Annotated in this window: 22 protein-coding genes, 1 pseudogene and 1 riboswitch; of the genes and pseudogenes, 15 read left to right on the top strand and 8 right to left on the bottom strand. The window is 59.8% G+C overall.

Going from position 1 to position 24,785, the window contains the following annotated elements; genetic code table 11:
* Positions 1–19: 19 nt before the first annotated feature.
* The 3 genes from polA to GOW56_RS17420 form a co-directional block, all read right to left on the bottom strand.
* On the bottom strand, positions 20–2,818 hold the full coding sequence (gene polA, locus GOW56_RS17430; protein ID WP_171206670.1) for a DNA polymerase I: 2,799 nt from the start codon (positions 2,816–2,818) through the stop codon (positions 20–22).
* A 70-nt stretch (positions 2,819–2,888) separates the two neighbouring features.
* Positions 2,889–3,359: a hypothetical protein gene (locus GOW56_RS17425; protein WP_217358831.1), complete on the bottom strand. Its 471-nt coding sequence runs from the start codon at positions 3,357–3,359 to the stop codon at positions 2,889–2,891.
* Between the two features lie 82 nt (positions 3,360–3,441).
* Positions 3,442–3,618 (bottom strand): zinc-finger domain-containing protein, encoded by a 177-nt coding sequence (locus tag GOW56_RS17420; protein WP_171206668.1) that lies wholly within the window; start codon positions 3,616–3,618, stop codon positions 3,442–3,444.
* Positions 3,619–3,705: 87 nt separating this feature from the next.
* Here GOW56_RS17420 and GOW56_RS17415 point away from each other — a divergent pair, with 87 nt between their 5' ends.
* Positions 3,706–4,698 (top strand): ABC transporter ATP-binding protein, encoded by a 993-nt coding sequence (locus GOW56_RS17415; RefSeq protein ID WP_171206754.1) that lies wholly within the window; start codon positions 3,706–3,708, stop codon positions 4,696–4,698.
* On the opposite strand, the gene GOW56_RS17410 is transcribed toward GOW56_RS17415, so the two are convergent.
* Entirely contained in the window at positions 4,695–5,159 is a 465-nt protein-coding gene (locus tag GOW56_RS17410) for a DUF1203 domain-containing protein (RefSeq protein WP_171206667.1), read from the bottom strand. The two genes, GOW56_RS17415 and GOW56_RS17410, sit on opposite strands and share 4 nt — an antisense overlap.
* Before the next feature lie 110 nt (positions 5,160–5,269).
* On the opposite strand from GOW56_RS17410, the gene GOW56_RS17405 reads away from it, so the two are divergent.
* From GOW56_RS17405 to GOW56_RS17395, 3 genes are all read left to right on the top strand, one after another.
* Positions 5,270–8,188: an error-prone DNA polymerase gene (locus tag GOW56_RS17405; protein WP_171206666.1), complete on the top strand. Its 2,919-nt coding sequence runs from the start codon at positions 5,270–5,272 to the stop codon at positions 8,186–8,188.
* A gap of 48 nt (positions 8,189–8,236) precedes the next feature.
* Positions 8,237–8,650, top strand: a complete 414-nt coding sequence (locus GOW56_RS17400) for a group III truncated hemoglobin (RefSeq protein WP_171206665.1) — start codon at positions 8,237–8,239, stop codon at positions 8,648–8,650.
* Between the two features lie 135 nt (positions 8,651–8,785).
* Positions 8,786–9,724, top strand: a complete 939-nt coding sequence (locus tag GOW56_RS17395) for a DMT family transporter (protein WP_171206664.1) — start codon at positions 8,786–8,788, stop codon at positions 9,722–9,724.
* A 53-nt stretch (positions 9,725–9,777) separates the two neighbouring features.
* On the opposite strand, the gene GOW56_RS17390 is transcribed toward GOW56_RS17395, so the two are convergent.
* Positions 9,778–10,890 carry an S-(hydroxymethyl)glutathione dehydrogenase/class III alcohol dehydrogenase gene (locus GOW56_RS17390; RefSeq protein WP_171206663.1) on the bottom strand — a complete coding sequence of 371 codons (1,113 nt, stop codon included), beginning with the start codon at positions 10,888–10,890 and terminating at the stop codon, positions 9,778–9,780.
* Between the two features lie 130 nt (positions 10,891–11,020).
* Between GOW56_RS17390 and GOW56_RS17385 the strand changes: the two genes are divergently transcribed.
* The gene (locus GOW56_RS17385) at positions 11,021–11,308 is read left to right on the top strand and encodes an I78 family peptidase inhibitor (RefSeq protein WP_152459479.1); all 288 of its coding nucleotides are present in this window, start codon (positions 11,021–11,023) and stop codon (positions 11,306–11,308) included.
* 62 nt (positions 11,309–11,370) lie between these two features.
* A complete protein-coding gene (locus GOW56_RS17380) occupies positions 11,371–13,023 on the top strand; it encodes a DNA polymerase Y family protein (protein WP_171206662.1) in 1,653 nt (550 codons plus the stop codon).
* A 3-nt stretch (positions 13,024–13,026) separates the two neighbouring features.
* Here GOW56_RS17380 and GOW56_RS17375 read toward each other — a convergent pair whose 3' ends face one another.
* Positions 13,027–13,752: an SDR family oxidoreductase gene (locus GOW56_RS17375; protein ID WP_171206661.1), complete on the bottom strand. Its 726-nt coding sequence runs from the start codon at positions 13,750–13,752 to the stop codon at positions 13,027–13,029.
* Between the two features lie 193 nt (positions 13,753–13,945).
* Here GOW56_RS17375 and GOW56_RS17370 point away from each other — a divergent pair, with 193 nt between their 5' ends.
* From GOW56_RS17370 to GOW56_RS17350, 5 genes are read left to right on the top strand one after another with little or no spacing between them, the layout of a single operon-like run.
* Positions 13,946–15,277: an NAD(P)/FAD-dependent oxidoreductase gene (locus tag GOW56_RS17370; protein WP_171206660.1), complete on the top strand. Its 1,332-nt coding sequence runs from the start codon at positions 13,946–13,948 to the stop codon at positions 15,275–15,277.
* Positions 15,231–15,776, top strand: a complete 546-nt coding sequence (locus tag GOW56_RS17365; RefSeq protein ID WP_253282525.1) for a hypothetical protein — start codon at positions 15,231–15,233, stop codon at positions 15,774–15,776. Before GOW56_RS17370 ends, GOW56_RS17365 begins: the two co-directional genes overlap by 47 nt.
* A complete protein-coding gene (locus GOW56_RS17360) occupies positions 15,776–16,999 on the top strand; it encodes an MFS transporter (protein ID WP_171206659.1) in 1,224 nt (407 codons plus the stop codon). The genes GOW56_RS17365 and GOW56_RS17360 overlap by 1 nt, the downstream gene beginning before the upstream one ends.
* Positions 16,996–17,613 carry a DUF3833 domain-containing protein gene (locus GOW56_RS17355; RefSeq protein WP_171206658.1) on the top strand — a complete coding sequence of 206 codons (618 nt, stop codon included), beginning with the start codon at positions 16,996–16,998 and terminating at the stop codon, positions 17,611–17,613. Before GOW56_RS17360 ends, GOW56_RS17355 begins: the two co-directional genes overlap by 4 nt.
* A complete protein-coding gene (locus GOW56_RS17350) occupies positions 17,610–18,152 on the top strand; it encodes a DUF3833 family protein (RefSeq protein ID WP_171206657.1) in 543 nt (180 codons plus the stop codon). Before GOW56_RS17355 ends, GOW56_RS17350 begins: the two co-directional genes overlap by 4 nt.
* Before the next feature lie 29 nt (positions 18,153–18,181).
* Here GOW56_RS17350 and GOW56_RS17345 read toward each other — a convergent pair whose 3' ends face one another.
* Positions 18,182–18,406 (bottom strand): hypothetical protein, encoded by a 225-nt coding sequence (locus tag GOW56_RS17345; RefSeq protein WP_171206656.1) that lies wholly within the window; start codon positions 18,404–18,406, stop codon positions 18,182–18,184.
* Positions 18,407–18,932: 526 nt separating this feature from the next.
* A riboswitch (cobalamin riboswitch) is annotated at positions 18,933–19,137 on the top strand.
* Positions 19,138–19,218: 81 nt separating this feature from the next.
* Between GOW56_RS17345 and GOW56_RS17335 the strand changes: the two genes are divergently transcribed.
* The 3 genes and pseudogenes from GOW56_RS17335 to GOW56_RS21880 form a co-directional block, all read left to right on the top strand.
* A complete protein-coding gene (locus GOW56_RS17335) occupies positions 19,219–20,472 on the top strand; it encodes an aromatic ring-hydroxylating dioxygenase subunit alpha (protein WP_171206654.1) in 1,254 nt (417 codons plus the stop codon).
* Positions 20,473–20,477: 5 nt separating this feature from the next.
* Entirely contained in the window at positions 20,478–21,560 is a 1,083-nt protein-coding gene (locus GOW56_RS17330; protein WP_171206653.1) for a hybrid-cluster NAD(P)-dependent oxidoreductase, read from the top strand.
* 509 nt (positions 21,561–22,069) lie between these two features.
* Positions 22,070–22,201: pseudogene (locus tag GOW56_RS21880) on the top strand (integrase); the annotation flags it as partial.
* A gap of 37 nt (positions 22,202–22,238) precedes the next feature.
* Here GOW56_RS21880 and GOW56_RS17325 read toward each other — a convergent pair.
* Positions 22,239–23,249, bottom strand: coding sequence for a LacI family DNA-binding transcriptional regulator (locus GOW56_RS17325; RefSeq protein WP_152459490.1), 1,011 nt, complete (start codon positions 23,247–23,249; stop codon positions 22,239–22,241).
* Between the two features lie 212 nt (positions 23,250–23,461).
* Between GOW56_RS17325 and GOW56_RS17320 the strand changes: the two genes are divergently transcribed.
* On the top strand, positions 23,462–24,730 hold the full coding sequence (locus GOW56_RS17320; protein ID WP_152459491.1) for an ABC transporter substrate-binding protein: 1,269 nt from the start codon (positions 23,462–23,464) through the stop codon (positions 24,728–24,730).
* Positions 24,731–24,785: the final 55 nt, after the last annotated feature.

The raw sequence follows: 24,785 nt of genomic DNA, 5'->3' as shown, positions 1-24,785 counted from the left end.
CCGGAAGGCTGACCTGGTGCTAGTGCGCCTCGGCCCAGTTCGCACCCTGGCCAGCATCCACGCTCAGCTTCACATCCAGTTTCACCGCCGGGTCCGAGGCACCCTCCATCACCTCGCGCGCCACGTCGATCAGCGGATCCACGGAATCCTCGGCGACTTCGAACAACAATTCGTCATGGACCTGCAACAGCATCTTGGCGGGCAGCCCGTTGATCGCACCCGGCATCCGCACCATCGCGCGTCGGATCACATCCGCCGCAGTGCCCTGAATCGGCGCGTTGATCGCCGCCCGGCGCGAGAATCCTGCATGCGGCCCCTTGGCGTTGATCTCGGGCGTGTGGATCTTGCGCCCGAACAGAGTTTGGACATAGCCGTGCTCTTTGGCAAATGCCACCGTGTCATCCATGTACTGGCGAATGCCCGGAAAGCGTTCGAAATAGCGGTCAATGAAACCCTGTGCCTCGGCCCGCGGGATGCGCAGGTTGCGCGCCAGGCCGAAGCCCGAGATGCCATAGATCACGCCAAAGTTGATCGCCTTGGCCTGACGACGGATATCCGGCGTCATCTCATCCAGCGGCACGTCGAACATCTCGGATGCCGTCATCGCGTGAATGTCCAGCCCATCGGCAAACGCCTGTTTCAGGGTCGGAATGTCGGCGATATGCGCCAGGATGCGCAGCTCGATCTGGCTGTAGTCGAGGCTGACCAGAACATTGCCCGCCTCGGCAACAAAAGCCTCGCGGATGCGGCGGCCCTCCTCGGTGCGCACGGGGATATTCTGCAAATTGGGGTCGGTCGAGGCCAGACGCCCAGTATTCGCCCCGGTAATGGCATAAGACGTGTGCACCCGGCCCGTGTCGGGGTTGATATGGGTCTGAAGCGCGTCGGTATAGGTTGATTTCAGCTTGGACAACTGGCGCCAATCCAGCACCCTGCGCGGCAGTTCATGCTCGGTCGCCAGATCTTCCAAAATATCGGCCCCGGTCGAGTACTTGCCGGTCTTGCCCTTCTTGCCGCCTTCCAGGCCCATCTTGTCGAACAGGATCTCACCCAACTGCGCGGGTGAGCCGACATTGAAATTCTCACCCGCCAGCTCGTGGATTTCAGCCTCTAAACCGGCCATTTTCTGGGCAAAGGCGTTCGACATGCGGCTCAGCACGTCGCGGTCGACCTTGATGCCATGCATCTCCATCTCGGCCAGAACCGGCACAAGTGGTCGTTCGAGCGTCTCGTAGACAGTCGTCACCTGCACCCGGTGGAGCTGCGGTTTGAACAGTTGCCACAGGCGCAGCGTTATATCCGCATCCTCGGCGGCATAGGCGGTGGCCTCGTCGATCGGCACCTTGTCGAAGGTGATCGCAGACTTGCCTGACCCCAGCAGCGGCTTTATCGGGATCGGCGTGTGGCTGAGATACCGTTCCGAGAGCGTATCCATACCGTGCCCGTGCTCACCGCCATGCATGGCATAGGACATCAGCATCGTATCATCGATCGGTGCCACATCGATACCGTGACGCCGGAAAATCTTGGCATCGTATTTCATGTTCTGCCCGATTTTGATGATCGAGGGGTCCTCAAGCACCGGCTTCAGCAGCGTCAGCGCCTCATCCAGAGGCATTTGACCTTCAGCCAGCGCGTCCGACCCGAACAGATCATCCGCCGCACCATCACGGTGGGTCAGCGGGATGTAACAGGCTTCGCCGGCCTCGACACACAGCGAAATACCGACCAGATCGGCGATCATTTCATTCAGACCGGTGGTTTCGGTATCAACAGCGATCCAGCCTCGCTCTTGGGCCTGGTCGATCCACTTTTGCAAAGCCGCTGCATCACGGACACATTCATACTTTGCCGCGTCAAACGGGATCGTCTCGGCCTCAACTTCCTTGGCCGCAGGCGTCGGAGCGTCGGCGATGGCCGGTGCTTCGGCCCCCAGCTTGTCGGCGATCCGTTTGGTCAGTGTGCGGAATTCCATATCCGCCAGAAAACCCAGCAGGGTCTCTGCATCGGGCTCTCTCACTTCAAGGTCATCCAGCGTGAAATCCAGCGGTGTGTTCTCGTCCAGCTGCACCAGTTTCTTCGACAGTTCGATCTGATCGCGCTTTTCGATCAGAGTCTGCCGGCGCTTGGGCTGTTTGATTTCCTCGGCCCGGTCCAGCAGTGTTTCCAGATCACCGTATTCGTTGATCAACAGCGCCGCCGTCTTGACCCCGATTCCCGGAGCGCCCGGCACATTGTCAACGGAATCCCCGGCCAGTGCCTGAACATCCACTACGCGCTCGGGGCCAACTCCAAACTTCTCGATCACCCCGTCCCGGTCGATACGCTTGTTCTTCATCGCATCCAGCATCTCGACACCGTCACCGACCAACTGCATCAGATCCTTGTCGGAACTTACGATTGTGACGTGGCCCCCAGCCTCGCGCGCCTGCACGGTCAGGGTGGCGATGATGTCGTCGGCCTCATACCCTTCGAGTTCCTTGCAGGCGATATTGAACGCCTTTGTCGCCTCGCGGGTCAGTGGAATTTGCGGGCGCAGGTCCTCGGGCATCGCTTCGCGATTGGCCTTGTACAGGTCGTACAGATCATTCCGGAATGTGTGCGACCCCTTGTCGAAAATCACCGCCACATGGGTTGGCGCATCCGGCCCGGTGTTCCCTTCGACATATTTCTGAAGCATGTTGCAGAACCCGGACACCGCCCCAATCGGCAGACCATCCGACTTGCGCGTCAGCGGAGGCAGCGCGTGATAGGCCCTGAAAATAAAGGCCGATCCGTCGATCAGATGCAGGTGACATCCTTTTCCGAAATTGCTCATGCGCGCGCTCCCTGTCGGTCAGGGATGGTTCTGCCACAGGGTCACGCGGGTGACCAGCCAAGAACGCAGCCTAACCGCCAAACAATCCCGAGAAGACGTCAGAGAAACTGTTCAGCAAAGCCATGATCACCAACACCCCCAGCAACGCAAAAAACGCAAAGGCAAAGAACTGGAACAGGATTGCCCCCGTACCGATAACCATTCCGGCGATGGCAGGGCGCCGCTTTTCGTGACGCAGGATGCCAACGGCCGAGATGACGATCGCAAGCCCGCCAAGCATGGCGACACCGATCCGCAGGAAATCATCCAGATCGCGGGCGCGGGCAACGGGCTCAGGCTGTTCCATCCCCGCGGCGGCCCTCAGGGTCGATTTGCCGATCTCGGCCGCCAGTTCGCCCAGCGACACACCCGCAGTCTGCTGAGGTGCAAAGGGCCCCGCCCAGAATACGAACAACGCAACAAACAACGCCAAAGACGCGATGCAGAACCCAACCCAGCCGAAAACCGGGTTAACATTGTCAGTGGCCGAAATTCCGGTCATCACGTATCCCTGCTTTGGTTGCGCCAAAGCACTAACATGAAAACCGAGGCAAGATTTGGGCAAAACCCGGCTGGTCGGGCAATCAGCCCTGTTCACGGCCCTTCAGCATATATTTGCAGTCGCAATACGGGCATTCGACCCAGCCTGTATCCTCGGGGATTTGCAGCCAGACGCGCGGATGGCCCAATGCGCCTTCGCCGCCGTCACAGGCGACACGGGCGGTTTCGACGATCTTGGTTTCCGGCGCTTCGATGGTCACGGCTGGCGATCCTTCTTCGGTTGTCGGCCTCGCGGGCATGTATTAGGTGCGTTTATGAGCGATGAGCAATCCGGGGGCAAGAGCCACATGAGCGATGCGGCAATCAGGATCGAAGGTCTGCGCAAGACCTATCGTGGCGGCAAGGGTCAGCCTGAGAAACACGCGTTGAAAGGCATTGATTTGACTGTTCCCAGGGGCTCGGTTTTCGGGCTGCTGGGCCCGAACGGCGCCGGGAAATCGACCCTGATCAATATTCTGGCCGGGTTGGTGGTGAAGTCCTCGGGCCGTGTGTCGATCTGGGGTTTCGATCAGAATCAGAATCCGCGGCAGTCCCGCGCCGCGATTGGTGTGATGCCGCAAGAACTGAACCTTGACCCGTTTTTCACCCCGCGGGGCGCCTTGGAAGTACAGGCAGGCCTGTACGGCGTACCGAAATCCGAACGTCGCAGCGATGAAATCCTTGAACTGGTCGGCCTCAGCGACAAGGCCGAGGCCTATGCCCGCACGCTGTCGGGCGGGATGCGGCGGCGGCTGCTGCTGGCCAAGGCGCTGGTGCATCACCCGAAAATCCTAGTGTTGGACGAACCCACGGCGGGCGTCGATATCGAACTGCGCCAGATGCTGTGGGCCAATGTGCGCAAGCTGAACCAGCAGGGCGTGACCATCATCCTGACCACCCACTATCTGGAAGAAGCGCAGGAGATGTGCGACGAAATCGCCATCATCAACCACGGTGAAAAGATCGCTCAGGACAGTACCGCCAACCTGCTGGGCCGCATGGACAGCCGGACCATGGTCATTGTGCCGGACACCCCGGTGGTCGACCTGCCGGTGACCGAAGGCGTCGAGGCCAGCTTACGTGAAGACGGCAGCCTTATACTGCAATATCGCAGCGCCCGGACCAGCGCCGAGCAGGTTCTGGAATCCGTCCGGGCGGCGGGCATCCGCATCCGCGACGTGCGTACCGAAGAGGCCGATCTCGAGGATGTGTTCCTGGCCCTGACCTCCTCGCGCACCGACGATGCTCCGGCCGACGATCAGGACCAGCCGCGCCGGGGCCTGCACCGGGTCAAGCTCTAAACCCGGTCGATCCGTGCTTGGTAGCAGTTGTTCCGCGCCGATCTGACGTGGATATAGGCCACATCCAGGCGGGCAAAAATATCGCTGACTTTTGCGCCGATCTGATCTTTGGGCGTGATTGCCCCGGTGCCATAGACGATCCGGTCATCTGGTCCATACCCCTTGATCAGATAGTCGGGTGCAGTGGTCAAGATCTCGGGCAGGGCGTCGCCTTCATAGCGCTCGCAAGGCGTTGCGCACAGAAAGATCGGCCCTGTTTCAGCGTATGGATGTGGCTCTAAAAAAGGGCGATGCGCCAATATCAGCATCTTTGCGCCTTCGGGAATGTTCTTCAGGCAGTGGCGACAGGGATTGCCAGCCCCCGACGAAACGGCGCGCTCGGGCGCGGCGCCATATGCATCAGGTTGACCTGCCTGAAGGGCGCGGACTTCGTCAGTGGGCAGAGCGGTGATCTTGAACATATCAGGTCTCCTTTTTCTGCAACCATGCGCGCCTGGCCTGGTCCAGGCGACCCGTTTCCTGCGCAAAGGACTCGAAAAAGAACAAAACGTGAATATAATGTGGAATCGCCATGTATGCCGAGCTATCGATCACGTCGAACTTCACCTTCCTCACCGGGGCTTCGCACCCCGAGGAGTACATGGAGCGCGCCGTCACCCTGGGCCTGCCCGCCATCGCCATCGCCGATGACAACTCGGTGGCCGGCATCGTCCGCGCCCATACCCAGGCGCGCGAGATCGCCCGCAAGGTGCGCGAGCGCCGCGCGTGGGAGGAGCAGAACACGCCCATCGGCCCGCCCTGCCCCGATCACATCCCGAAACCACCCTCGTTCCCGGTGCATGCAGTGCCGCGCCTGATCCCGGCGGCGCGGCTGATTTTTACCGATGCCCCGCCCGTCACCGCCCTGCCCATCAACCGGCAGGGCTGGGCCAGCCTGTGCCGCCTCCTGTCCACCGGACGGCTGCGCGCGGCCAAGGGCGAGTGCATCCTGCACCTGTCCGACCTGCTGGAATTTTCCGACGGTCTGCACCTGCTACTCTGGCCACAGGCGGGCCGTCCGAGCGGCGGCGCGAGCGGGTGGCGAACACAGACGCAACAGCTGACGCGCCGCTTTGCCGGGCGCATGCATCTGCTGATGCATCCCCGCTATGACGGGGCGGATGCGGCATTTTTCCATTTGTTAGAGACTGAATCATATCATCTGGGCCTGCCCACAATCGCCAGCGCCGCACCGATGATGCATCACGGGTCGCGCCGCAAGCTGGGTGATGTGCTGACCGCGATCCGCCTGCGCCGCAAGGTGGACGATCTGGGCCGCCACGCGCTGGCCAATGGCGAACAGCGCCTGCGCTCGGAACCCGAGATGCTGCGCATCTTCAAGGGCTTTGAGGACGCCGTGGCCCGCGCTTATGCGCTCAGCCAGGAACTCACATTCTCGCTGGACGAGCTGCGCTATGAATATCCCAGCGAGGGCAGCGACAAGGAAACCCCGACCCAGCGCCTGCATCGGCTGGCGCATGAAGGGTTGAAATGGCGCTATCCCGCCGGGGCGTCCGAGAAAGCCCAAAAGATGCTGGCGCATGAACTGACGCTGATCGGCAAGCTGAAATACGAACCCTATTTCCTGACCGTCCGCGACATCGTCCATTTCGCCCGCGGCCGCGGGATCCTGTGCCAGGGGCGCGGCTCGGCGGCGAACTCTGTCGTCTGTTTCTGTCTCGGCATCACCGAGGTCAGCCCCGAGATGGGCACCATGGTGTTCGAACGTTTCGTCTCCGAGGCGCGGGACGAGCCGCCCGACATCGACGTGGATTTCGAACATGAACGCCGCGAAGAGGTGATCCAGCACATCTATGAACGCTATGGCCGCCACCGCGCGGGGCTGTGCGCCACGGTGATCCACTATCGCGGCAAGCGCGCCATCCGCGAGGTGGGCCGCGCCATGGGCCTGACCGAGGACACGATTTCCGCCCTGTCCTCGCAGCTGTGGGGGTTCTTCTCGGCCTCGGGGCTCGAGGCCGAGCGGATGCGCGAAATCGGCCTCGACCCCGAGGATCACCGCCTGAAACAGACTCTAACATTGGTGCATCAGATCAACGGGTTCCCTCGCCACCTATCCCAGCATGTGGGCGGGTTCATCATCACCGAGGGCCGTCTGGACGAGCTGGTGCCCATCGAGAACGCCACCATGGAGGACCGCACCGTCATCTGCTGGGACAAGGATGACATCGATTCCTTGGGCATCCTCAAGGTCGATGTTCTGAGCCTGGGGATGCTGACCTGCATCCGCAAGGCCTTCGACCTGATCGGCCAGCATCATCAGACCAGCTATACGCTCGCCACCCTGCCGCCCGAGGACCCGGCGGTCTATGACATGCTGTGCAAGGCAGACTCGGTGGGCGTGTTCCAGGTGGAATCACGTGCGCAGATGAACTTCCTCCCCCGGATGCGGCCGCGCAATTTCTATGATCTGGTGATCGAGGTCGCCATCATCCGCCCCGGCCCCATCCAGGGCGACATGGTGCATCCCTATATCCGCCGCCGGAACGGAGAGGAGGAGGTCAGCTTCCCCTCGGACGCACTGGGCGAGGTGCTGGGCAAGACGCTGGGCGTGCCGCTGTTTCAGGAACAGGCGATGCAGATTGCCATCGTCGGCGCGGGCTTCACGCCGGAACAGGCCGACCGGCTGCGGCGGTCGCTGGCGACCTTCAAGAAGCATGGCAATGTCAGCGAATTCCGCACCCTGTTCCTGCGCGGGATGCAGCGCAACGGCTATGACGCCGAATTTGCCGAGCGGTGTTTTTCGCAGATCGAGGGGTTCGGCTCCTACGGATTCCCCGAAAGCCACGCGGCCAGCTTTGCGCTGCTGGTCTATGCCAGCGCCTGGATCAAGTGCCACCACCCGGGGATTTTCGCCTGTGCGCTGCTGAATTCGCAGCCGATGGGCTTCTACGCCCCCGCCCAGATCGTGCGCGATGCGCGCGAACATGGCGTGCAGGTGCGCCCGGTCTGCATCAATGCCAGCTTCTGGGATAACGTGATGGAGCCCGACGGCCATGGCGGGCTGGCCCTGCGGCTGGGCTTTCGCCAGATCAAAGGCCTGAGCGAGGAGGACGCCAGCTGGCTGACCGCCGCGCGCGGCAATGGCTATCATCAGATTGACGACGTCTGGCGCCGTGCGGGCCTTGGCCCCTCGGTGATCGAGCGTCTGGCCGAGGCCGATGCCTTTGCCGCCTGCGGCCTGACCCGGCGCGAGGCGCTGTGGCAGGCCAAGGCGATCGCCACCGCCAGGCCCCTGCCGCTGTTCGCGCAGGATCTGGAAGGCGAGGCGCTGGACGAGCCCGCCGCCCATCTGCCCCGGATGTCGCTGGGCGAACAGGTGGTCGAGGATTACGTCGCCACCCGCCTGAGCCTGCGGGCGCATCCCGTGGCTCTGCTGCGGCACCTGCTGACGCCAGGGCAGCGCGACAATACCACCTCTGTCACATAACGCCGGAACCGCCTATCTGCCAAAAAACAGAGGCGAAAACAGGCCACCATGACCAGACCAACCCTTCCGCCGCGCTTTCCCGCGACGCCCGAGCAGATCAACGCACAGGTTCGCGCCTTTTACGCCCGAGTGCGGCAGGACGCGGTACTTGGCCCGGTATTCGCCAACCATGTCACCGACTGGCCCGCGCATGAGGAAAAGATCGCATCCTTCTGGCGCAACGCCATCCTGTTCGAGCGCAGCTATGACGGCAACCCGCAGCGGGTGCATATCGAACGACCGGACGTAAAGCCCGAGATGTTCGCCCATTGGCTGGACCTGTTCGAAGAGGTCGCCACCCAGACCCTGCCCCCGGAAACCGCCACACCATGGGTCGCTCTGGCGCGCCGCATCGGTGTTGGGATGAAGGCCGGGGTGCAATCGGCCCGCCAGCCCAAGGACGCGCCACCGATCCTGCGTTGAGCCCACGTCATGGCTGCCTTGCGATGTTAGCGGTAAAATAGGGGCTATGCGGGTCGAGGAAATAGGGTTAGTCAGAGACAAGACAGCCCCTTTTGCGCTGCCCCTTCACATCGACACATCACCCGAGGCCGACCCATGAGCACTCAGAACACCACCCTCCGGGGTCTTGGCTATGCATTCGCGGGCTTTGCGGTCTTTGCCACCCATGACGCGCTGATCAAGACGCTGGGCGGGACCTACTCGGTGATGCAGATCATCTTTTTTGCCACGCTGTTTTCCTTTGTCCCGATGGCCGTGACGATCTTGACGGACCGGACCACGGGCAACTTTCGGCCGCATCACCCCTGGTTGGTGTTGCTGCGCTCAGGTCTGATGGTCACAGCCATGTCCTGCGCGTTCTATGCCTTTTCGGTCCTGCCCCTGGCCGAGGTCTATTCGTTGCTGTTTTCTTTCCCGCTGATCGTCACGGTCCTGTCGATTCCGATACTGGGCGAAGTCGTCCGGGCCCAGCGCTGGGCTGCGGTTGGCGTGGGTCTGATCGGGGTGCTGATCGTTCTGCGCCCCGGCGCAACGGATATCACGCTCGGCCATCTGGCCGCCCTGATGGCCGCATTCTGCAGCGCCTTCGCATCGGTGCTGGTGCGCAAGATCGGAAACGAGGAACGCTCGGCCGTACTGATCCTGTATCCGATGCTGCTGGCGATCGTGGTCATGAGCCTGGCCCAACCGGCCGTTTATCAGCCGCCGTCCCTGTTGCATCTGGCCATGATGGCGCTGGTCGGCGTGTTTTCCGTGATCGCCCAGCACCTGATCATCCTGGCCTATCGCGCTGCACCCGCCGGCGTGGTCGCGCCCAGCCAGTACAGCCAGATCATCTGGGCCACGATATTCGGCATGATGTTCTTTGGCGAAACGCCCGACATGTGGGTCGCAGTCGGGGCCAGCATCATCATCGCGTCCGGTGTGTTCGTTGTCTGGCGCGAGAGCCGGTCGAACACCACCTCAACCAACACCCCGGTTTTGCGGGTGCGCTCACCGCGTTCGGATACGGGGGCGTCGCGGCCTGGGGAATGAAAAACGGCACAACATTCAGTGCGCCATTCCAAAAAAATACCCTGTTTAGACCCTTAGTAAATCACCACCGACCGGATGCTTTCGCCCTTGTGCATCAGGTCAAATCCCTTGTTGATGTCGTCCAGACCCATGGTGTGGGTGATCATCGGGTCGATCTCGATCTTCCCTTCCATGTACCAGTCGACGATCTTGGGCACGTCCGTGCGCCCACGTGCGCCGCCGAAAGCTGTACCGCGCCACGACCGGCCGGTGACCAGCTGGAACGGACGGGTCGAGATTTCGGCCCCCGCGGGCGCCACGCCGATGATGATCGACTCACCCCAGCCTTTATGCGCCGATTCCAGCGCCGCGCGCATCACGCCGACATTGCCTGTTGCATCAAAGGTGTAATCCGCGCCGCCCTTGGTCAGGTTCACCAGATAGGGCACCAGATCGCCCTCGACCTCGGACGGGTTGACGAAATCGGTCATGCCGAACTTGGTGGCCATCTCGACCTTGGCGGGGTTCAGGTCGACGCCGACGATCTGATCGGCCCCGGCCAGACGCAGGCCCTGAATCACGTTCAGACCGATCCCGCCCAGACCGAACACGATGGCGCGGCTGCCGATTTCAACTTTGGCAGTGTTGATCACCGCGCCGATGCCCGTGGTCACGCCGCAGCCGATATAGCAGATCTTGTCGAACGGCGCGTCCTCGCGCACCTTGGCCAGCGCGATTTCCGGCAGGACCGTATGGTTCGAGAAGGTCGAGCAGCCCATGTAATGCAGGATCGGATCGCCATCCAGCGTCGAAAAGCGCGAGGTGCCGTCGGGCATCAGCCCCTGGCCCTGCGTCTCGCGGATGGCCTGGCACAGGTTGGTCTTGGGATGCAGACAGTATTCGCACTCGCGACATTCGGGGGTGTAGAGCGGGATCACGTGATCGCCTGGCTTCAGGCTGGTCACACCCGGTCCGACCTCGACCACCACGCCGGCGCCCTCGTGCCCCAGAATGGCCGGGAACAGGCCTTCGGGGTCGGCGCCCGACAGGGTGAATTCATCCGTATGACAGATGCCAGTGGCCTTGATTTCAACCAGAACCTCGCCCGCCTTTGGGCCTTCAAGGTTCACATCCATCACTTCCAAAGGTTTGCCCGCCTGTACGGCGACGGCAGCACGGGTACGCATGGTACTTATCTCCCTGTCACTTTTGCCCCGACCCTGCGTCAAATACAGGGTGTTTTCAACTGTGCTTTCTTGGCAGGTTGGCTAATTGTTTGATATTGCAGAAACGACATTGCCAGAATGAGGAACGCCAATGCACCGTTTTTTACCGATCTTTATCTTTCTGGCGGCCTGCGCAGACACAAGCGTTCCGCAGGATGTCGCCACCACCTCAGAAGACGCGCCTGTTGATCTGGCATTTTGCAAGGGCGAGCCCTTTGCCGAAACGGTCGGTCAGCCCGTGTCGACGATTCAGGCCGATCTTCCCGAACGGTCTCGTGTTTTGGGCCCGGATGACATCGCCACACAGGATTACCGTATCGACAGGCTGAACGTCTATGTGAACGACACCGGTGTTATTCAGCGTCTGACCTGCGGGTAAGCGTGGACTCGGCAGGTGATTCTGAATTAAGAACAAAATAAGAACATCAATGATGCCTGCCGATGCCCAAACGCCGAATTCTTTCGCTGTGGTTTCCCCGTCTGGGGGCCGAACGGCTGGTCCGCGCCGCGCGGGGCCTGCATGCCGGGCCTTTGGCCGTTGTGGCCGAACAGTCGAACATGCAGATCGTCACGTCGTTGAATGCCGAGGCACAGGCCGCCGGATTGCGCGTGGGTCAGCCGGTACGCGATGCCCATGCCATGTGCGCCAGCTTGATCACCCGCCCTCGCAACGCCCCGGCCGAGGCTGCGTTTCTGACCGCGCTGCGCCGCTGGGCGGGCAAGTTCAGCCCATGGGTGGCCGAAGAGGCCCCCGATGGCCTGATCGTTGACCTGTCAGGCTGTGCCCATCTGTTCGGCGGTGAAGAGACCTTGCTGAGCGTGCTTGAGACCGACTGCGCCGACATGGGCCTGAGCGTGCAGATGGGTATCGCCGACACGCTGGGCGCGGCCTGGGCGCTGGCCCGCTATGCCGGGCAAGAGGCCACGTCTGACCGCAACGGCGACGCCATCAACCAAGAGGCCCGCGCCACCCGCGCCCGGGCAAGCAAGCGGCGGCACTGGACCAGGGGCGGGGCCGCGCCACAGGTGATGGCGCTGGGCGGTGGCGCGCGGATTGCCGCGCCGGGGCAGGCCTATGGCGCGCTCAGCCCCCTGCCCATCGCGGCGCTGCGGCTGGACGATCAGACCGTGGCGCAACTGAACCGCCTGGGCCTGCGCCGGATCGGTGATCTGCTGGGCCAGCCGCGTGCCAGTTTGGCACGGCGGTTCGGCCGCGGGCTGGTGTTGCGTCTGGATCAGGCCATGGGCAGCGCGCCCGAGCCGGTCTCGCCCGCCCGTCCGCCACATCACTTTGCGGTGCGGATGACTCTGCCCAACCCGATTGGCCTGGTCGAAGACGTGATGGCCGCTGTCGATCGGATTCTGCCAACGCTCTGCACCAAACTGGAAGAGAAGGGGCGCGGGGCCCGCACGCTGCGGCTGGAAGCCCACCGTGCGGATCAGGCCGCTGAAATCATCGAGATCGGCCTGGCCCGTCCGACCTATGACAAAAACCGCATTCGCCCTTTGTTAGAGATGAAAGTTGACAAGATCGACGCAGGCTATGGCATCGACTTGCTGCGGCTTGAAGCGATCCAGACAGAACCCATCCACGCCCGCACCATCGCCGGTCATGCCGAAGCGCGCCGCGTGGCCTGCAACCGGCTTGAGGGCAATACAGCCGTGGATGACCTTACGGCCAAGCTGGGCGCGCGGGTCGGGCTGGACGCGATCACCCGGCGGCATCCTGCGGCCTCTCATATCCCCGAGAAAACGGCGCAAACGCTGGCGGCGGCCTGGTCGGAACCCGCGCGCGACTGGCCTGCCCCGCCGCGCCCCCGCCCCTTGCTGATGTGGCAGCCCGAACCCGTGATGGCCCCGGAAACCCCGAATGTGCCCTGCACCTTTCGCTGGCGTGGACGAGACTGGCAACTGGCACAGGCCACCGGCCCGGAACGCATCGCGCCGGAATGGTGGCTGGATGACCCCAACTGGCGCAGCGGTGTACGCGATTACTGGGTGGTGGTGACAGAACAAGGGGAGCGCCTGTGGTTGTTCTATGGGCACGGAGGCACGATGTCCGCCGGCTGGTTCTGTCAGGGACAGTTTTGTTAGAGTCTATTTCCCACGATAAACCAGCAGGTCCGGCAGGTAGTCAATCAGACGAATGAACCAGGAAAACGGTGCCGGAAAATCCGTACGGAAACGGCGGCGAGACATTGCCTTGACCACGCGATCCGCCGCATCCTCGGGCGTCATCAACATCGGCATCTTGAAACCGTTCTTTTCGGTCAGGCGGGTTTTGATGAAGCCCGGATTGACGATACGCACCGTCACGCCCGTACCCGCCAGGTCGTGTCGCATCGTCTCGGCCAGAGAAATCAGCGCGGCCTTGCTGGCTCCGTACCCGATTGCGGCGGGCAGCCCGTGATACCCGGCCAGTGACCCGATCAAAGTAACCTCTCCCTGGCCTGCCCGGACAAAACCCGGAACGGTTTCACCCAGAACCCGTAGCGCACCCAGATAGTTCACATCGCTCATCCTGAGCGACGCCTCGGTGTCCCATTCGGCCGAACGCATGGGGTCATACGCACCTGCATTGTAAACCAGCCCGTCGACATGCCCCGCCTCGGCAACAGCCGAACGAACAGAGTCTAACTCGGTCACATCGCACCGGATCGCGCGCGCATCCGGCAGTTCAGAACACAGTTCGGACAACCGCTCAAGATTGCGCGCAGACAGGATCAGGGAAGCACCCTGTTGGCCAAGCGCATGCGCCAAAGCGCGACCCAGCCCTTCGCTTGCGCCGATGATCCAAATGGTTTTGCCGTCAAAGCTGCTCATGTGTGGGCCGATTCAGTTGTGTTTCACCATAATACGGCCTCGCATCCGCTTCGGATCAAAACGGTAGCGCAGGTCACGGAAGCTCAAACCAGAAGCCAAAAGGTAGTGCATCTGTTAAAAACTTCTAATCGGATTGATCCACTTGTGCCTACCCTGCGTATCTTTTTGTAAACTGTCACATAAAGAGGCTGGAATGTTCGACGAACCCCGGGGTGTACGGAAGAAAATCGCGATTGTAGGTGCAGGTATTTCGGGACTTTCCGCCGCTTACTATCTTTCAGAAAACAACGACGTGACAGTCTATGAGGCCGAACCTCGGCTTGGTGGCCATGCCCGCACGGTGATGGCCGGAAAGAACGGGGATCAACCGGTCGATACGGGCTTCATCGTCTTCAACTATGCGACATATCCCTACCTGACCCGGCTGTTTGATGAGCTGGGCGTGCCCGTGATCGAAAGCGAGATGAGCTTTGGCGCGACAATCGACAATGGCCGCATTGAATACGGGTTGAACAATCTGCGCACACTGACCGCTCAAAAGCGCAATCTGGCGCGTCCGGCTTACTATAAGATGATCGCTGATATTCTGCGGTTTGGCAAAGAAGCCCCAGAAGCCGCCAAGGACGATGACACCACGATTGGCGAATTGGTGGACCAGCTGCGGCTGGGTCACTGGTTCCGGCACAATTATCTGATGCCGATGTGCGGTGCCATCTGGTCTACGCCGGTCGAGTTCGTGGATCAGTTCCCCGCACGCTCTTTGGTGCAGTTTTTCCGCAATCACGCTTTGCTGGCAAGTGGTCGCGCAAACCAGCATCAATGGTACACGGTCAAAGGCGGCAGCATAGAGTATGTCCGCCGGATCGACGCGGCCCTTCGTGCGCGGGGGGCAGAAATACGTCTGGCCAGCCCTGTTCAGAATGTATCCCGTGACGAGATGGGCGTCACCATCCACAGCCAGGGCGCCGTGGATCAGTTCGATGAAATCATCCTGGCCACCCATTCGGACCAGTCGCTTGCCATTTTGGGTGATGGCGCGACCCCCGCGGAAGCCGCTGCATTGGGCGCAATCCGCTACCAGCCCAATACGGCCACATTGCATTGTGACCCAGGTCAGATGCCAAAGCGGCGCGCCTGCTGGTCAAGCTGGACCTATCGTTCGCAAGCCGGAGATGTGGGGGTAACCTACTGGATGAACCGGCTTCAGAACATTCCGGACAGTGACCCGCTGTTTGTAACGCTGAACGCTTCATCAGAAATTCCCGCGGAAAAGATCTATGACCAGGTTGAATTTGCCCATCCGGTCTTCGACAAGGCCGCCCTGAAGGCGCAAGGGCAAATCCGCGAGATGCAGGGACAGAACCGAACTTGGTTTGCCGGTGCTTACAACCGGCACGGATTTCACGAAGACGGGATAGCCAGCGCGATGCATGTCGTTGCTCGAATAAATGGCGCCCCGCAAACCATCGGAGCTGACAATGGCATTCCTGGGAAAGACCCGGCCCTATCTGTTGCCGCTGAATAAGGCGATATGGCGCACAGCGTTTCTTGCACTTTCCTTGCTGATCCCCAATGGGCTGGTCGCGTCGCCGGTCACGGAAGAACTGAACGATGCCCAACTGCGCGGAACCGCGACGTTCCGGTATCTGGGTTTGCCGATCTATGACGCCAAACTCTATACGCCCAAAGGTGCGCCGTTCAGTTGGAGCGAAGATATCGCCCTGCAACTGACCTATCGCAAGAACATCAAGAAGAAAGCGCTGGTCAACTCGACCCTGGACGAGATGGACCGCATCGGCCGGTCAGCACCCGTTCGCGACCAACTGAACCGGTGTTTCAATGCCGTGGCAAAAGGGGACAGCTATCTGGCGGTTTCTGATGGTCCCGACAAGGTCAGTTTCTGGCTGAACGGGCAAAAGACCTGCACCATGGCGTATCCGGGCATCAAGCGCAGTTTCATGTCCGTGTTCCTGGGAGACAACACGCGGTCCGCGTCCTTCACGCGCAGGCTACAGGGGCGGTGATGCTCTATCCCCGGGTCAGTCTCTATGCGTTGATGCTCGCTGCGGCGGGTATCCCGCTTTATATCCACTTGCCGCGCTTTGCAGCCGTGAACCTGGGTATTGGCCTTGGGGTCATTGGTACGGTGCTGCTGGTGATCCGTTTGGTGGATCTGGTGCAGGATCCGCTGATCGGTTGGGCAATCGACCGATGGCCCGGCGGCCAGCTTGCATTTGCGGCGATGGCGGCTTTGGGGCTGGCAATCGGGTTTCCCCTGCTTTTCAATCTGCCGCAGGGTGCCAGCGTGCCGGAACTGGTCGCGATCCTGATCTTGCTGTTCTCGGCGTACAGCCTGGGAACCATTCTTCTGTATGGTCGCAGCGCAACTCTGGCGAAGCGAACCGATCCGCAAGAGCTGATGACACTGGCCGCCTATCGTGAAGGCGGGCAGTTGACCGGGGTGGTCATCGCAGCCAGCGCTCCGGCCCTGTTGGTCGCTTTCGGGGCACACTCCCAAGGCTACCCCGCATTCGGAGCGTTTCTGGGGCTGCTGTCCGTTCTGACCTTGATACTGACGATCCCGATCTGGCGACGCAGACCGATCACCGGATCAGGCCTGTCCTTTGCAGGTCTGGGTCAGGCCGGTGGCTTGCGCCTTCTTGCGCTGGCTTTGGTCAACAGCCTCCCGGTTGCCATAACCTCCACCCTGTTTCTGTTTTTTGTGGAAGACCGGCTGCAACTGCCGGGCAAGGCGGGTCCTTTGTTGATCCTGTTTTTCCTGAGCGCAGGCGCGAGCGTCCCGCTCTGGGCAAAGCTCAGCAACAGAATTGGCCCGAAACAGACTCTGATCATCGCCATGCCGCTCTCGATTGCCGGCTTTATCGGCGCTGCCACACTGAGTGCAGGAAATCTTGCGGGTTTTGCAATGATCTGTCTCGCCTCGGGCGCGGCGCTGGGCGCAGATATGGTCGTGTTGCCGGCCATGTTCTCGATCGTCCTTACCCGGGCCGGGCTGAACGCATCAGCCGCGTTTGGCGTCTGGTCCTTCGCTGGCAAACTGGGCCTCGCCCTGGCTGCCTTTTTCACTCTGCCGCTGCTGGAACGCAGCGGTTTCACCCCCGGTCAAACCAATTCCGCACAGGCGCTGGATACACTCAATCTTGCCTATGCGGTGCTGCCCTGTATCCTGAAAGTCGGAGCGTTCGGGATGGTGTTGACCCTGCCCACCGAGGTCACAAGCAAATGAACGCTTTCACCATCATCCTTCTGGTCCTTCTGACCGCTGTCTTCATCCGCGCAAGGCTGCTGAGCTTTCGCGCGCAATCGCCGTCCGATTACAGTGGCACCGGGCCAAATTTTTCGCTGAAAAAACACCTGAACGGAGAGATCTTGTCCGAGGGCCTGATCTATGGCCCCAATGGCAAAATGTCGAACAGTTTTGTCGCGCGCATGTTCGGCGAATGGCAAGGCAACTCGGGCACTCTGACCGAATACTTCACCTATTCCAACGGAAAACAGATGACGCGCAAATGGTACCTGACGCTGGGAACCGGCAACACGTTCACGGCAATGGCGGATGATATCGTGGGCGAAGGTCGGGGCATCATCTCGGGGTCCACGGTAAAACTGAACTATCGCATCATTCTGCCAGATGACGCTGGTGGACATACGCTGGATGTCACCGATTGGATGTATCTGACAGAAACCGGCGTCATCATGAACCGGTCCGAAATGCGCAAGTTTGGCGTCAAGGTCGCGGAACTGATCGCCACAATGCGTCCAAGCCCCAGTTCGAAACCGATTCATCCAAGTGGGTCAAACGGGTATGACGCGACTTCGGAAGGGAAGCCGTTGCAATGATCACCTTTCGCTCTTTCATCGCCTGCATTGCCATCGCAAGCCTTGCAATTTTGGCGGCCTGCTCCAGCAAACCGAAGGTACCAAAAACGTTTCTGTCGGACCGACAGTTGAACCTCGAGGAATTTTTCGAAGGCAAAACAGTGGCCTACGGTCAGTTTCAGGATGTTTTGGGAAATATCCCCCGCAGATTCACAGTTGATATCGACGGGACATGGGACGGCGAAACCCTGACACTGGTCGAAGACTTCGTGTACGACGATGGCGCGACGGAACAGCGCATTTGGACATTGACCAAAACCGGAGAGGATACGTGGACCGGTACGGCTCCTGGCGTGCTGGGCACCGCCAGCGGGATTGAACGCGGGGATACGTTCAACTGGAAATACAAGATCGACCTGCCGATCAAGGACGGGACCATGCGTGTCAAATTCGACGACTGGATGTGGCTGCTGGATGACGACCGTCTGCTGAACCGCGCGTATGTCTCACGCTATGGCGTCCGTCTGGGTGAAGTCATCCTATTCTTCGAGAAGAAATAGGGCCGCCAGGCCCGGTTTCATCACAAAAGTCAGTAGAAAATAAACTCGTCCACCAATGCTGTCGTCGATCCCTTGACCTCACCAGCCGTGTTCGCCCTTGGCCCGTCCGGGGCTGCACCCTCGGCGCGTTCGCCGCCGTCGACCTTCAAGCGCGCGCGTTCTATCTGCCCCCAGAGGAAAAACAGGCCATCCCGTTTTCCTATGAGGCGCGAAGGAACTGTTGTCCGCAAAACACCTGTTTTCGGTTTTGGCATCTGCTCTCTTACTGCCTCCGGTGTTTTCCACCATTTTCGGAAAACGTAATGGTTTTTCCCGAAAAAGACAATTTTTTATGGACAAAACGAGGTTTTCTACCAGCCGTTGATAGGATGGACTGACAACTCTCGCATGACGGATATTGGCCTTTTTCACCTGCCCCATTGAAAGCCAGCACTATCCCGAACGGATCAACTTCACCTAAAAGGGTTTGCTGCAAACCTCCTTCATTTGGCCTGACACTCTCTTTTCCAGCCATGCTCAGGCGACGTGCAGCGTTTCGTTTCTGATCCGAGCAGCCGGGCCTTCGCCGTCGCGGTTGGGGGACAATTAGGCGGCGCCGATGTCAGACGTGGCCGCATCCATCGCAAGGCCATCGGCCACCGCAAAACGCCATGCTGGCGGGCCTGCCACGCCCCTGTGCCAAGGACTGTGATCCCGGCGCCGTCCACGCTGCCGGAAAATTTCCATGTCTGTTTTGAAACCGGAAATGTCGCAAGCATTTCAGCGCCCAAGCGGGTAAAAAGTAGGCTGCCATCGTGAGGTGCCGCTGCTTGATTCTCAGACAGCGGAGAATTGGGAAGCCGGTGGAATTCCGGCACTGCCCCCGCAACGGTAAGGAAGGTCAGGTTCGACAATCAACCACTGGGACGAGGTTCCCGGGAAGGTGTCGCAACCGGGTGCAAGCCCCTTTCAAGTCCGGAAACCAACCTTGCAGATATGTCAAACCGCGGGTGGCGGTGGGGGCACGGGTTTCGGACGTGGTCCTCGCGCGCCTCCGGACGGTTCCTCCCTGTCATCTGCCCAAGCAATGCCGCGGGGCGCGGCAGGAGAGCCAGAAGTGAACAATGTCCAAAACCTGTTGGCGCGTCGAATCCCGGGCTATGCTCTGGAACGGGCCTTTTACACCGACCCCGAGATCTTTCAGACCGACCTGGAAACCATCCACTATCGCGAATGGCTCTTTGCCATTCCTGCCTGCGAACTGGTGAAAGCCGGCGACTATGTAACATACAACGTGGGTGCCTATCGCGTGATCATCGTGCGCGGCGCCGACAACCAGATCCGGGCGTTTCACAACACCTGCCGCCATCGCGGCTCGATCATATGCAAGGCGGCAAAAGGCAACGCGCCGAAGCTGGTTTGCCCGTATCATCAATGGACCTACGAACTTGACGGCTCATTGCTGTGGGCCCGCGACATGGGGCCGGAGTTTGATCCCAGACAGCATGGTTTGAAGACGGTTCATTGCCGCGAGCTTGCCGGGTTGGTTTACATCTGTCTGGCGGATGTCGCCCCGGATTTTGACACGTTCGCCAATATCGCGCGCCCGTATCTTGAGCCGCATGATCTTGCGAATGCCAAGGTCGCCTTCGAAAGCACGATCATCGAGAACGGCAACTGGAAGCTGGTCTGGGAAAACAATCGCGAGTGCTATCACTGCGGCGGCAACCACCCTGCGCTGTGCCGGACCTTCCCTGATGATCCGGGCGTGACGGGGATCGAAGGCGGTGAAGCCCCAGCCTATATGCAAGCCCATTTCGACAGGTGCCAGGCTGCCGGCATGCCATCGCAGTTCTATCTGCACGAGGACGGCCAATACCGTCTGGCGCGGATGCCGCTGAAAGAAGGCGCCGAGAGCTATACGATGGACGGGAAATCCGCCGTGCGCAGCTGGTTGGGCCGGTCGCCCTTTGCGGATGCGGGATCGCTTTTGAAGTTCCACTATCCGACCACGTGGAACCACTTTCTTGCCGATCACTCGATTGTTTTCCGCGTCACGCCGATCAGCCCGACAGAGACCGAGGTCACGACCAAATGGCTGGTCAACAAGGATGCGGTTGAAGGCGTTGACTATGACGTGAAACGCCTGACCGAAGTCTGGGTCGCCACGAATGACGAAGATCGACAGGTGGTCGAGGACAACCAGCAGGGCATCAACAGCCCGGCCTATGTGCCCGGCCCATATTCAGCCATTCAGGAATCCGGTGTGCTGCAATTCGTGGATTGGTATTGCAACACAGTGTCGGCCCGCCTGGCCCCTGACTCCATGGCGGCGGAGTAAGTCTGATGAAAGACCTGAACACGCTTTCATCAGCCGTCTGGCAGGATGGAGAGATGCTGGAATGTGTCTCGGTCGTGCCCGAGATGCCGAACACTGCCAGCTTTTCGTTCCGTGCCCCCTCGGAGGCGCAGTTCGCCTATCACCCCGGTCAGTTCCTGACGCTCGAGATTCCGGCGCCCGGCCAGCCCGGAGGCGTTGTGCATCGCACCTACACGATCTCATCGTCGCCGTCGCGGCCGCGGTCGATCACCATCACCGCCAAAGCGCAACCCGACAGTATCGGCACGCGCTGGATGCTGGACAATCTTCAACCCGGCATGCGGATCAAGGCCATTGGGCCTGCGGGCCTGTTCACCAACGCATTGAGCGATGCGCGCAAGTTCCTGTTTATCTCGGCTGGCTCGGGCATCACGCCGATGATGTCGATGACCACCTGCATGTGGGACGAAGGCCGCGATCTGGACGTTGTCTTCATCAACTGCGCCAAAAGGCCATCCGAGATCATCTTCCGCCAGCGCTTGGAACAGATGGCCAGCCGCACGGATGGTTTGGACCTGAAATTCGTGGTGGAAGAGCCGGACCGCTACAGCCCATGGACGGGATATCAGGGTCAGTTCAACCAATTGATGCTGGGCCTGATGGCGCCGGATTACCTTGAGCGCGAAGTCTATTGCTGCGGTCCTGAGCCCTTCATGCAAGCGGTGCGCGACGCGCTGGCCGGTCTTTGTTTTGATATGAACAACTACCATCAGGAAAGCTTCGGCGCGCCTGTGGAAACCGAGGCGGATCAGCCCGAGTTGGATGACGTTGTTCTGGACGACGACAGCAGTGCCGAGATCCTGTTCGCGACCTCGGGCGTGACGGCCAAGGTTGCCGAGACCGACACGGTGCTTGCCGCCGCCCGCTCGGTTGGCCTGAACATACCGTCAGGCTGTACCTTCGGCGTGTGCGGTACCTGCAAGGTCAAGAAAACTGCCGGAGAGGTCCATATGGTCCACAACGGAGGGATCTCGGAAGACGACATCGACGCGGGGTACATTCTGGCCTGCTGCTCGAACCCGATCGGCAAGGTCGAAGTCGAGGTTTAGGCGCTTCGCATCACGATCAAAGCCGCAGCGTGGCTGACACCCGCTGCGGTTTTCGGCGCGGTTTTTCTGCCCGTTGCAGAACACGGGCCGGATTGGGTCGCCGGACGTCCGGCGCTTTCCCGCCATCTCACAGACGCGGCGCAAGCATCTGCCTTTGTCTTCGCCGGCCATCACGCTATTGTAGAAAACGCGAGAAGAGAGAGCCCCACAATGCCCTTGGCTGTTCCCTGCGGCCGATCCTGAGCACCCTTACAATGGTTTGAAGAGGTTCTGGCGGTCAGTCAAATGACCGCACATCTGGAAAACCAACGAAAACATGATCACAGGCACGCGCCTCGCAGACGACCCCTTGCGGCAATCAGCTCAAGCTGACGACTTCATCGTCCGCAGACCGGTTGATCAATCATGGCAGTGGATAATGTGTTCGTCGGCGCAGTGTCGAAGCTTGGGCCCGGAGCCAATACGCTAAGCTTGTCCGAGAGTAGGTGTAAGCGATTGGATGAGTGTCATCAGGCCAGAGAACCCATTCACCCAGACGCACCAAAGCGGCGTTGGTTCAGTTGATCTATCAGAAAACGGGTACTTTGCGTGTTGTCCAACTGTTGCTTGGCCATAGCAAGACGGACAGTACAGTGCGTTACCCGGAATGGACGCGCAACAGCAGCCAAGACGTTCATTTTATTGGTCAGAGGCTGCCCCTGATGTTCCTCGAATTGTCAGGGTTGCAGAATACTCGAAATGGCGAACTGGCATTTCAGGTGTTCGCATGCGGTCCAGAAGGATCTCGGCCAATCGCGTACCCAATTTTTTTGGGTTGATCGCCATTGTTGTGAGGCCAGGCGTCGAGACGGCGGCATCTTCGATGTCGTCGAAGCCTACTACTGAAAAGTCACGCCCGGGTTTCAAATTGGATTGGATCAAGCCAAAGCATGCCCCAAGTGCAACAACATCGCCATTGCAAACAACGCCTGTTACCTCAGGGTGTCGCTGACGAAGTGCGGTGATTGCTTCAACACCAGAGCGTTTTGTTTCTTCGCATGGCCAGATAACCGGATGCACGCCGCCCAATTTCTCCAAGGCACTCAGATAACCGGCGATGCGCTCTTCGCGCACAGACGTTTGTTCGGTTCCGCCTAAGTAGGCGATGTGCCTGTGCCCCAAATCAATCAAGTGTTGTGTGGCCTGCACGAGGGCCTCTTTGTTTAGAACACCAACGTGATCCAGAGACTGAGACACCTTTCGCATGAATGTGACAGCAGGAACACCGTGAGCATCCAGAAGCCCCATGGCGTCCCCGCTGGTGTTGAGTGCCGGAACCCAGATCAGACCACGTCGACCAAATCTGATGCAGGCTTCCAGAAGGCGGTCCTGGCGCTGAAGGTCTCCTTGAGCATCGAGGACCGAAACCATAAAGCCCTCGGCCTCCAGCAGGTTAACAGCGCCGCTAACGACCTCTGCGTTGAACGGGTTTGCCAACTTGTTAAGGATAAAGCCGATTTCGCGATTGTCGCCCGATCGCATTGTGGCCGCAGCGTGATTTGGGACGTATCGAAGCCGCTTAGCCGCGCTCAAAACTTTTTGACGCGTTTTTTCTGAAATTCGACCTGTGTCGCGCAAGACCTGACTAACAGTTGGTACTGACACGCCAGCTTCTTTGGCAACGCTGGAAAGGGTGGGTTTCTTCGCCATGGATGAGTTTTTGTAGGTATAACGTTTTGTCTATTTTGCAGTCGAAATCGAATACTTCAAGTAAAATATGGAAACATGAACGGGCTATCCGACTTGACTCATGATAAAACGATATATCATAGTGCCAACATTCGCCATAGACTGATCCAAGATTGTCGGCGAGGGAGGGAGGTTGCCAGATTTTGGCCAGCCCCAGACAAACGGAGGAAAACATGTCCATTCAATCGAAACTTGCGGGTGCCGTATCAGGTTTGGCTATTCTTGTTGGCGCAGCTGCCGTACAGGCCGAAACTCTGTTCTGGTCGACCCAAGCCCGTCCTGCTGAAGAGGCGCAAGCCATGCGGGCCGAGGTGCTTGGTGGATTTGATGGCGAAGTTGATTACCAGCCAAACGAAGATGGCCCTTGGTTGACCCGGCTCCAAGCCGAGTTGCAGGCGGGCTCGGGTAGTATTGATCTGCTGGGCTCTTTGCACGGCAACTTCTCGGCAATGAACCCCGATGATCTGATGGATCTCAGCGATCTGGGTGTGATGTCGGCGTCGGACACTTTCAACGATCTGGCTAAGCTGGGAACGGACAGCCTGCAATACATGCCGTGGATGCAAGCGAGCTATATCATGGCCGCCAACAAGGAAGCGCTGCAATACCTGCCAGAAGGTGCAGACGTTAACGCGCTGACCTATGACCAGTTGATCGCATGGACAGCCAATGTCGAACAAGCGACTGGTCAGAAGAAATTCGGTTTTCCGGCTGGGCCCAAAGGGCTGAAACACCGTTTTTTCCAAGGCTATCTTTACCCGTCCTACACTAACGGTGTCGTGCGAACGTTTGCTTCGCCCGAGGCTGTGACCGCATGGGAGAAGTTCAAAGAGCTTTGGAGCCATACAAACCCTGCATCAACCAACTTCTCGTTTATGCAGGAACAGCTATTGAACGGAGATGCGTGGATCGTCTTCGATCACACCTCGCGCCTGGCGCAGGCATTCAATGAACGCCCCGATGATTTCGTCGCCTTCCCGGCACCCGCAGGTCCGACCGGCCGTGGCTTCATGCCTGTTCTGGCAGGTGTAGCCATTCCGCGCACCGCGCCGGATGCAGAAGGTGCCAAAGCTCTGGTAACTTATCTGATGCAGCCAGAGACGCAGATCGCAACTCTGAGAGCCACTAACTTCTTCCCTGTAGTTGACGTCGAGTTGCCAGACGATTTGCCGCCTTCGGTAAAAGCTGCCGGTGAAGCCGTTGCCAAGATGAGCGGTTCGGCAGATGCCAATCCTGGATTGTTGCCCGCAGGTCTGGGCAGCATGGGCGGTGATTTCAATCGTGTCTACGTAGATACATTTGAACGCATTGTTCTGGCTGGCCAGCCCATCGAGCAGGTACTGGATGATCAGAAGAAACAGCTTGAAAAAATCATGACTGAAACCGGCGCGCCCTGCTGGGCACCTGATGCGCCTTCGGAAGGCGCGTGCCCGGTTGAGTAAGACCTTTCCAACGGTCGGGCCGCTGAAATAGCGGCCCGGCTCCCCAGCATTTTCC

This window comes from Ruegeria sp. HKCCA0235A (assembly GCF_013033235.1).
Taxonomy (GTDB): domain Bacteria; phylum Pseudomonadota; class Alphaproteobacteria; order Rhodobacterales; family Rhodobacteraceae; genus Ruegeria.
Note: the sequence above shows the minus strand (reverse complement) of the source record. Positions and strands in the feature narration are given on the sequence as shown.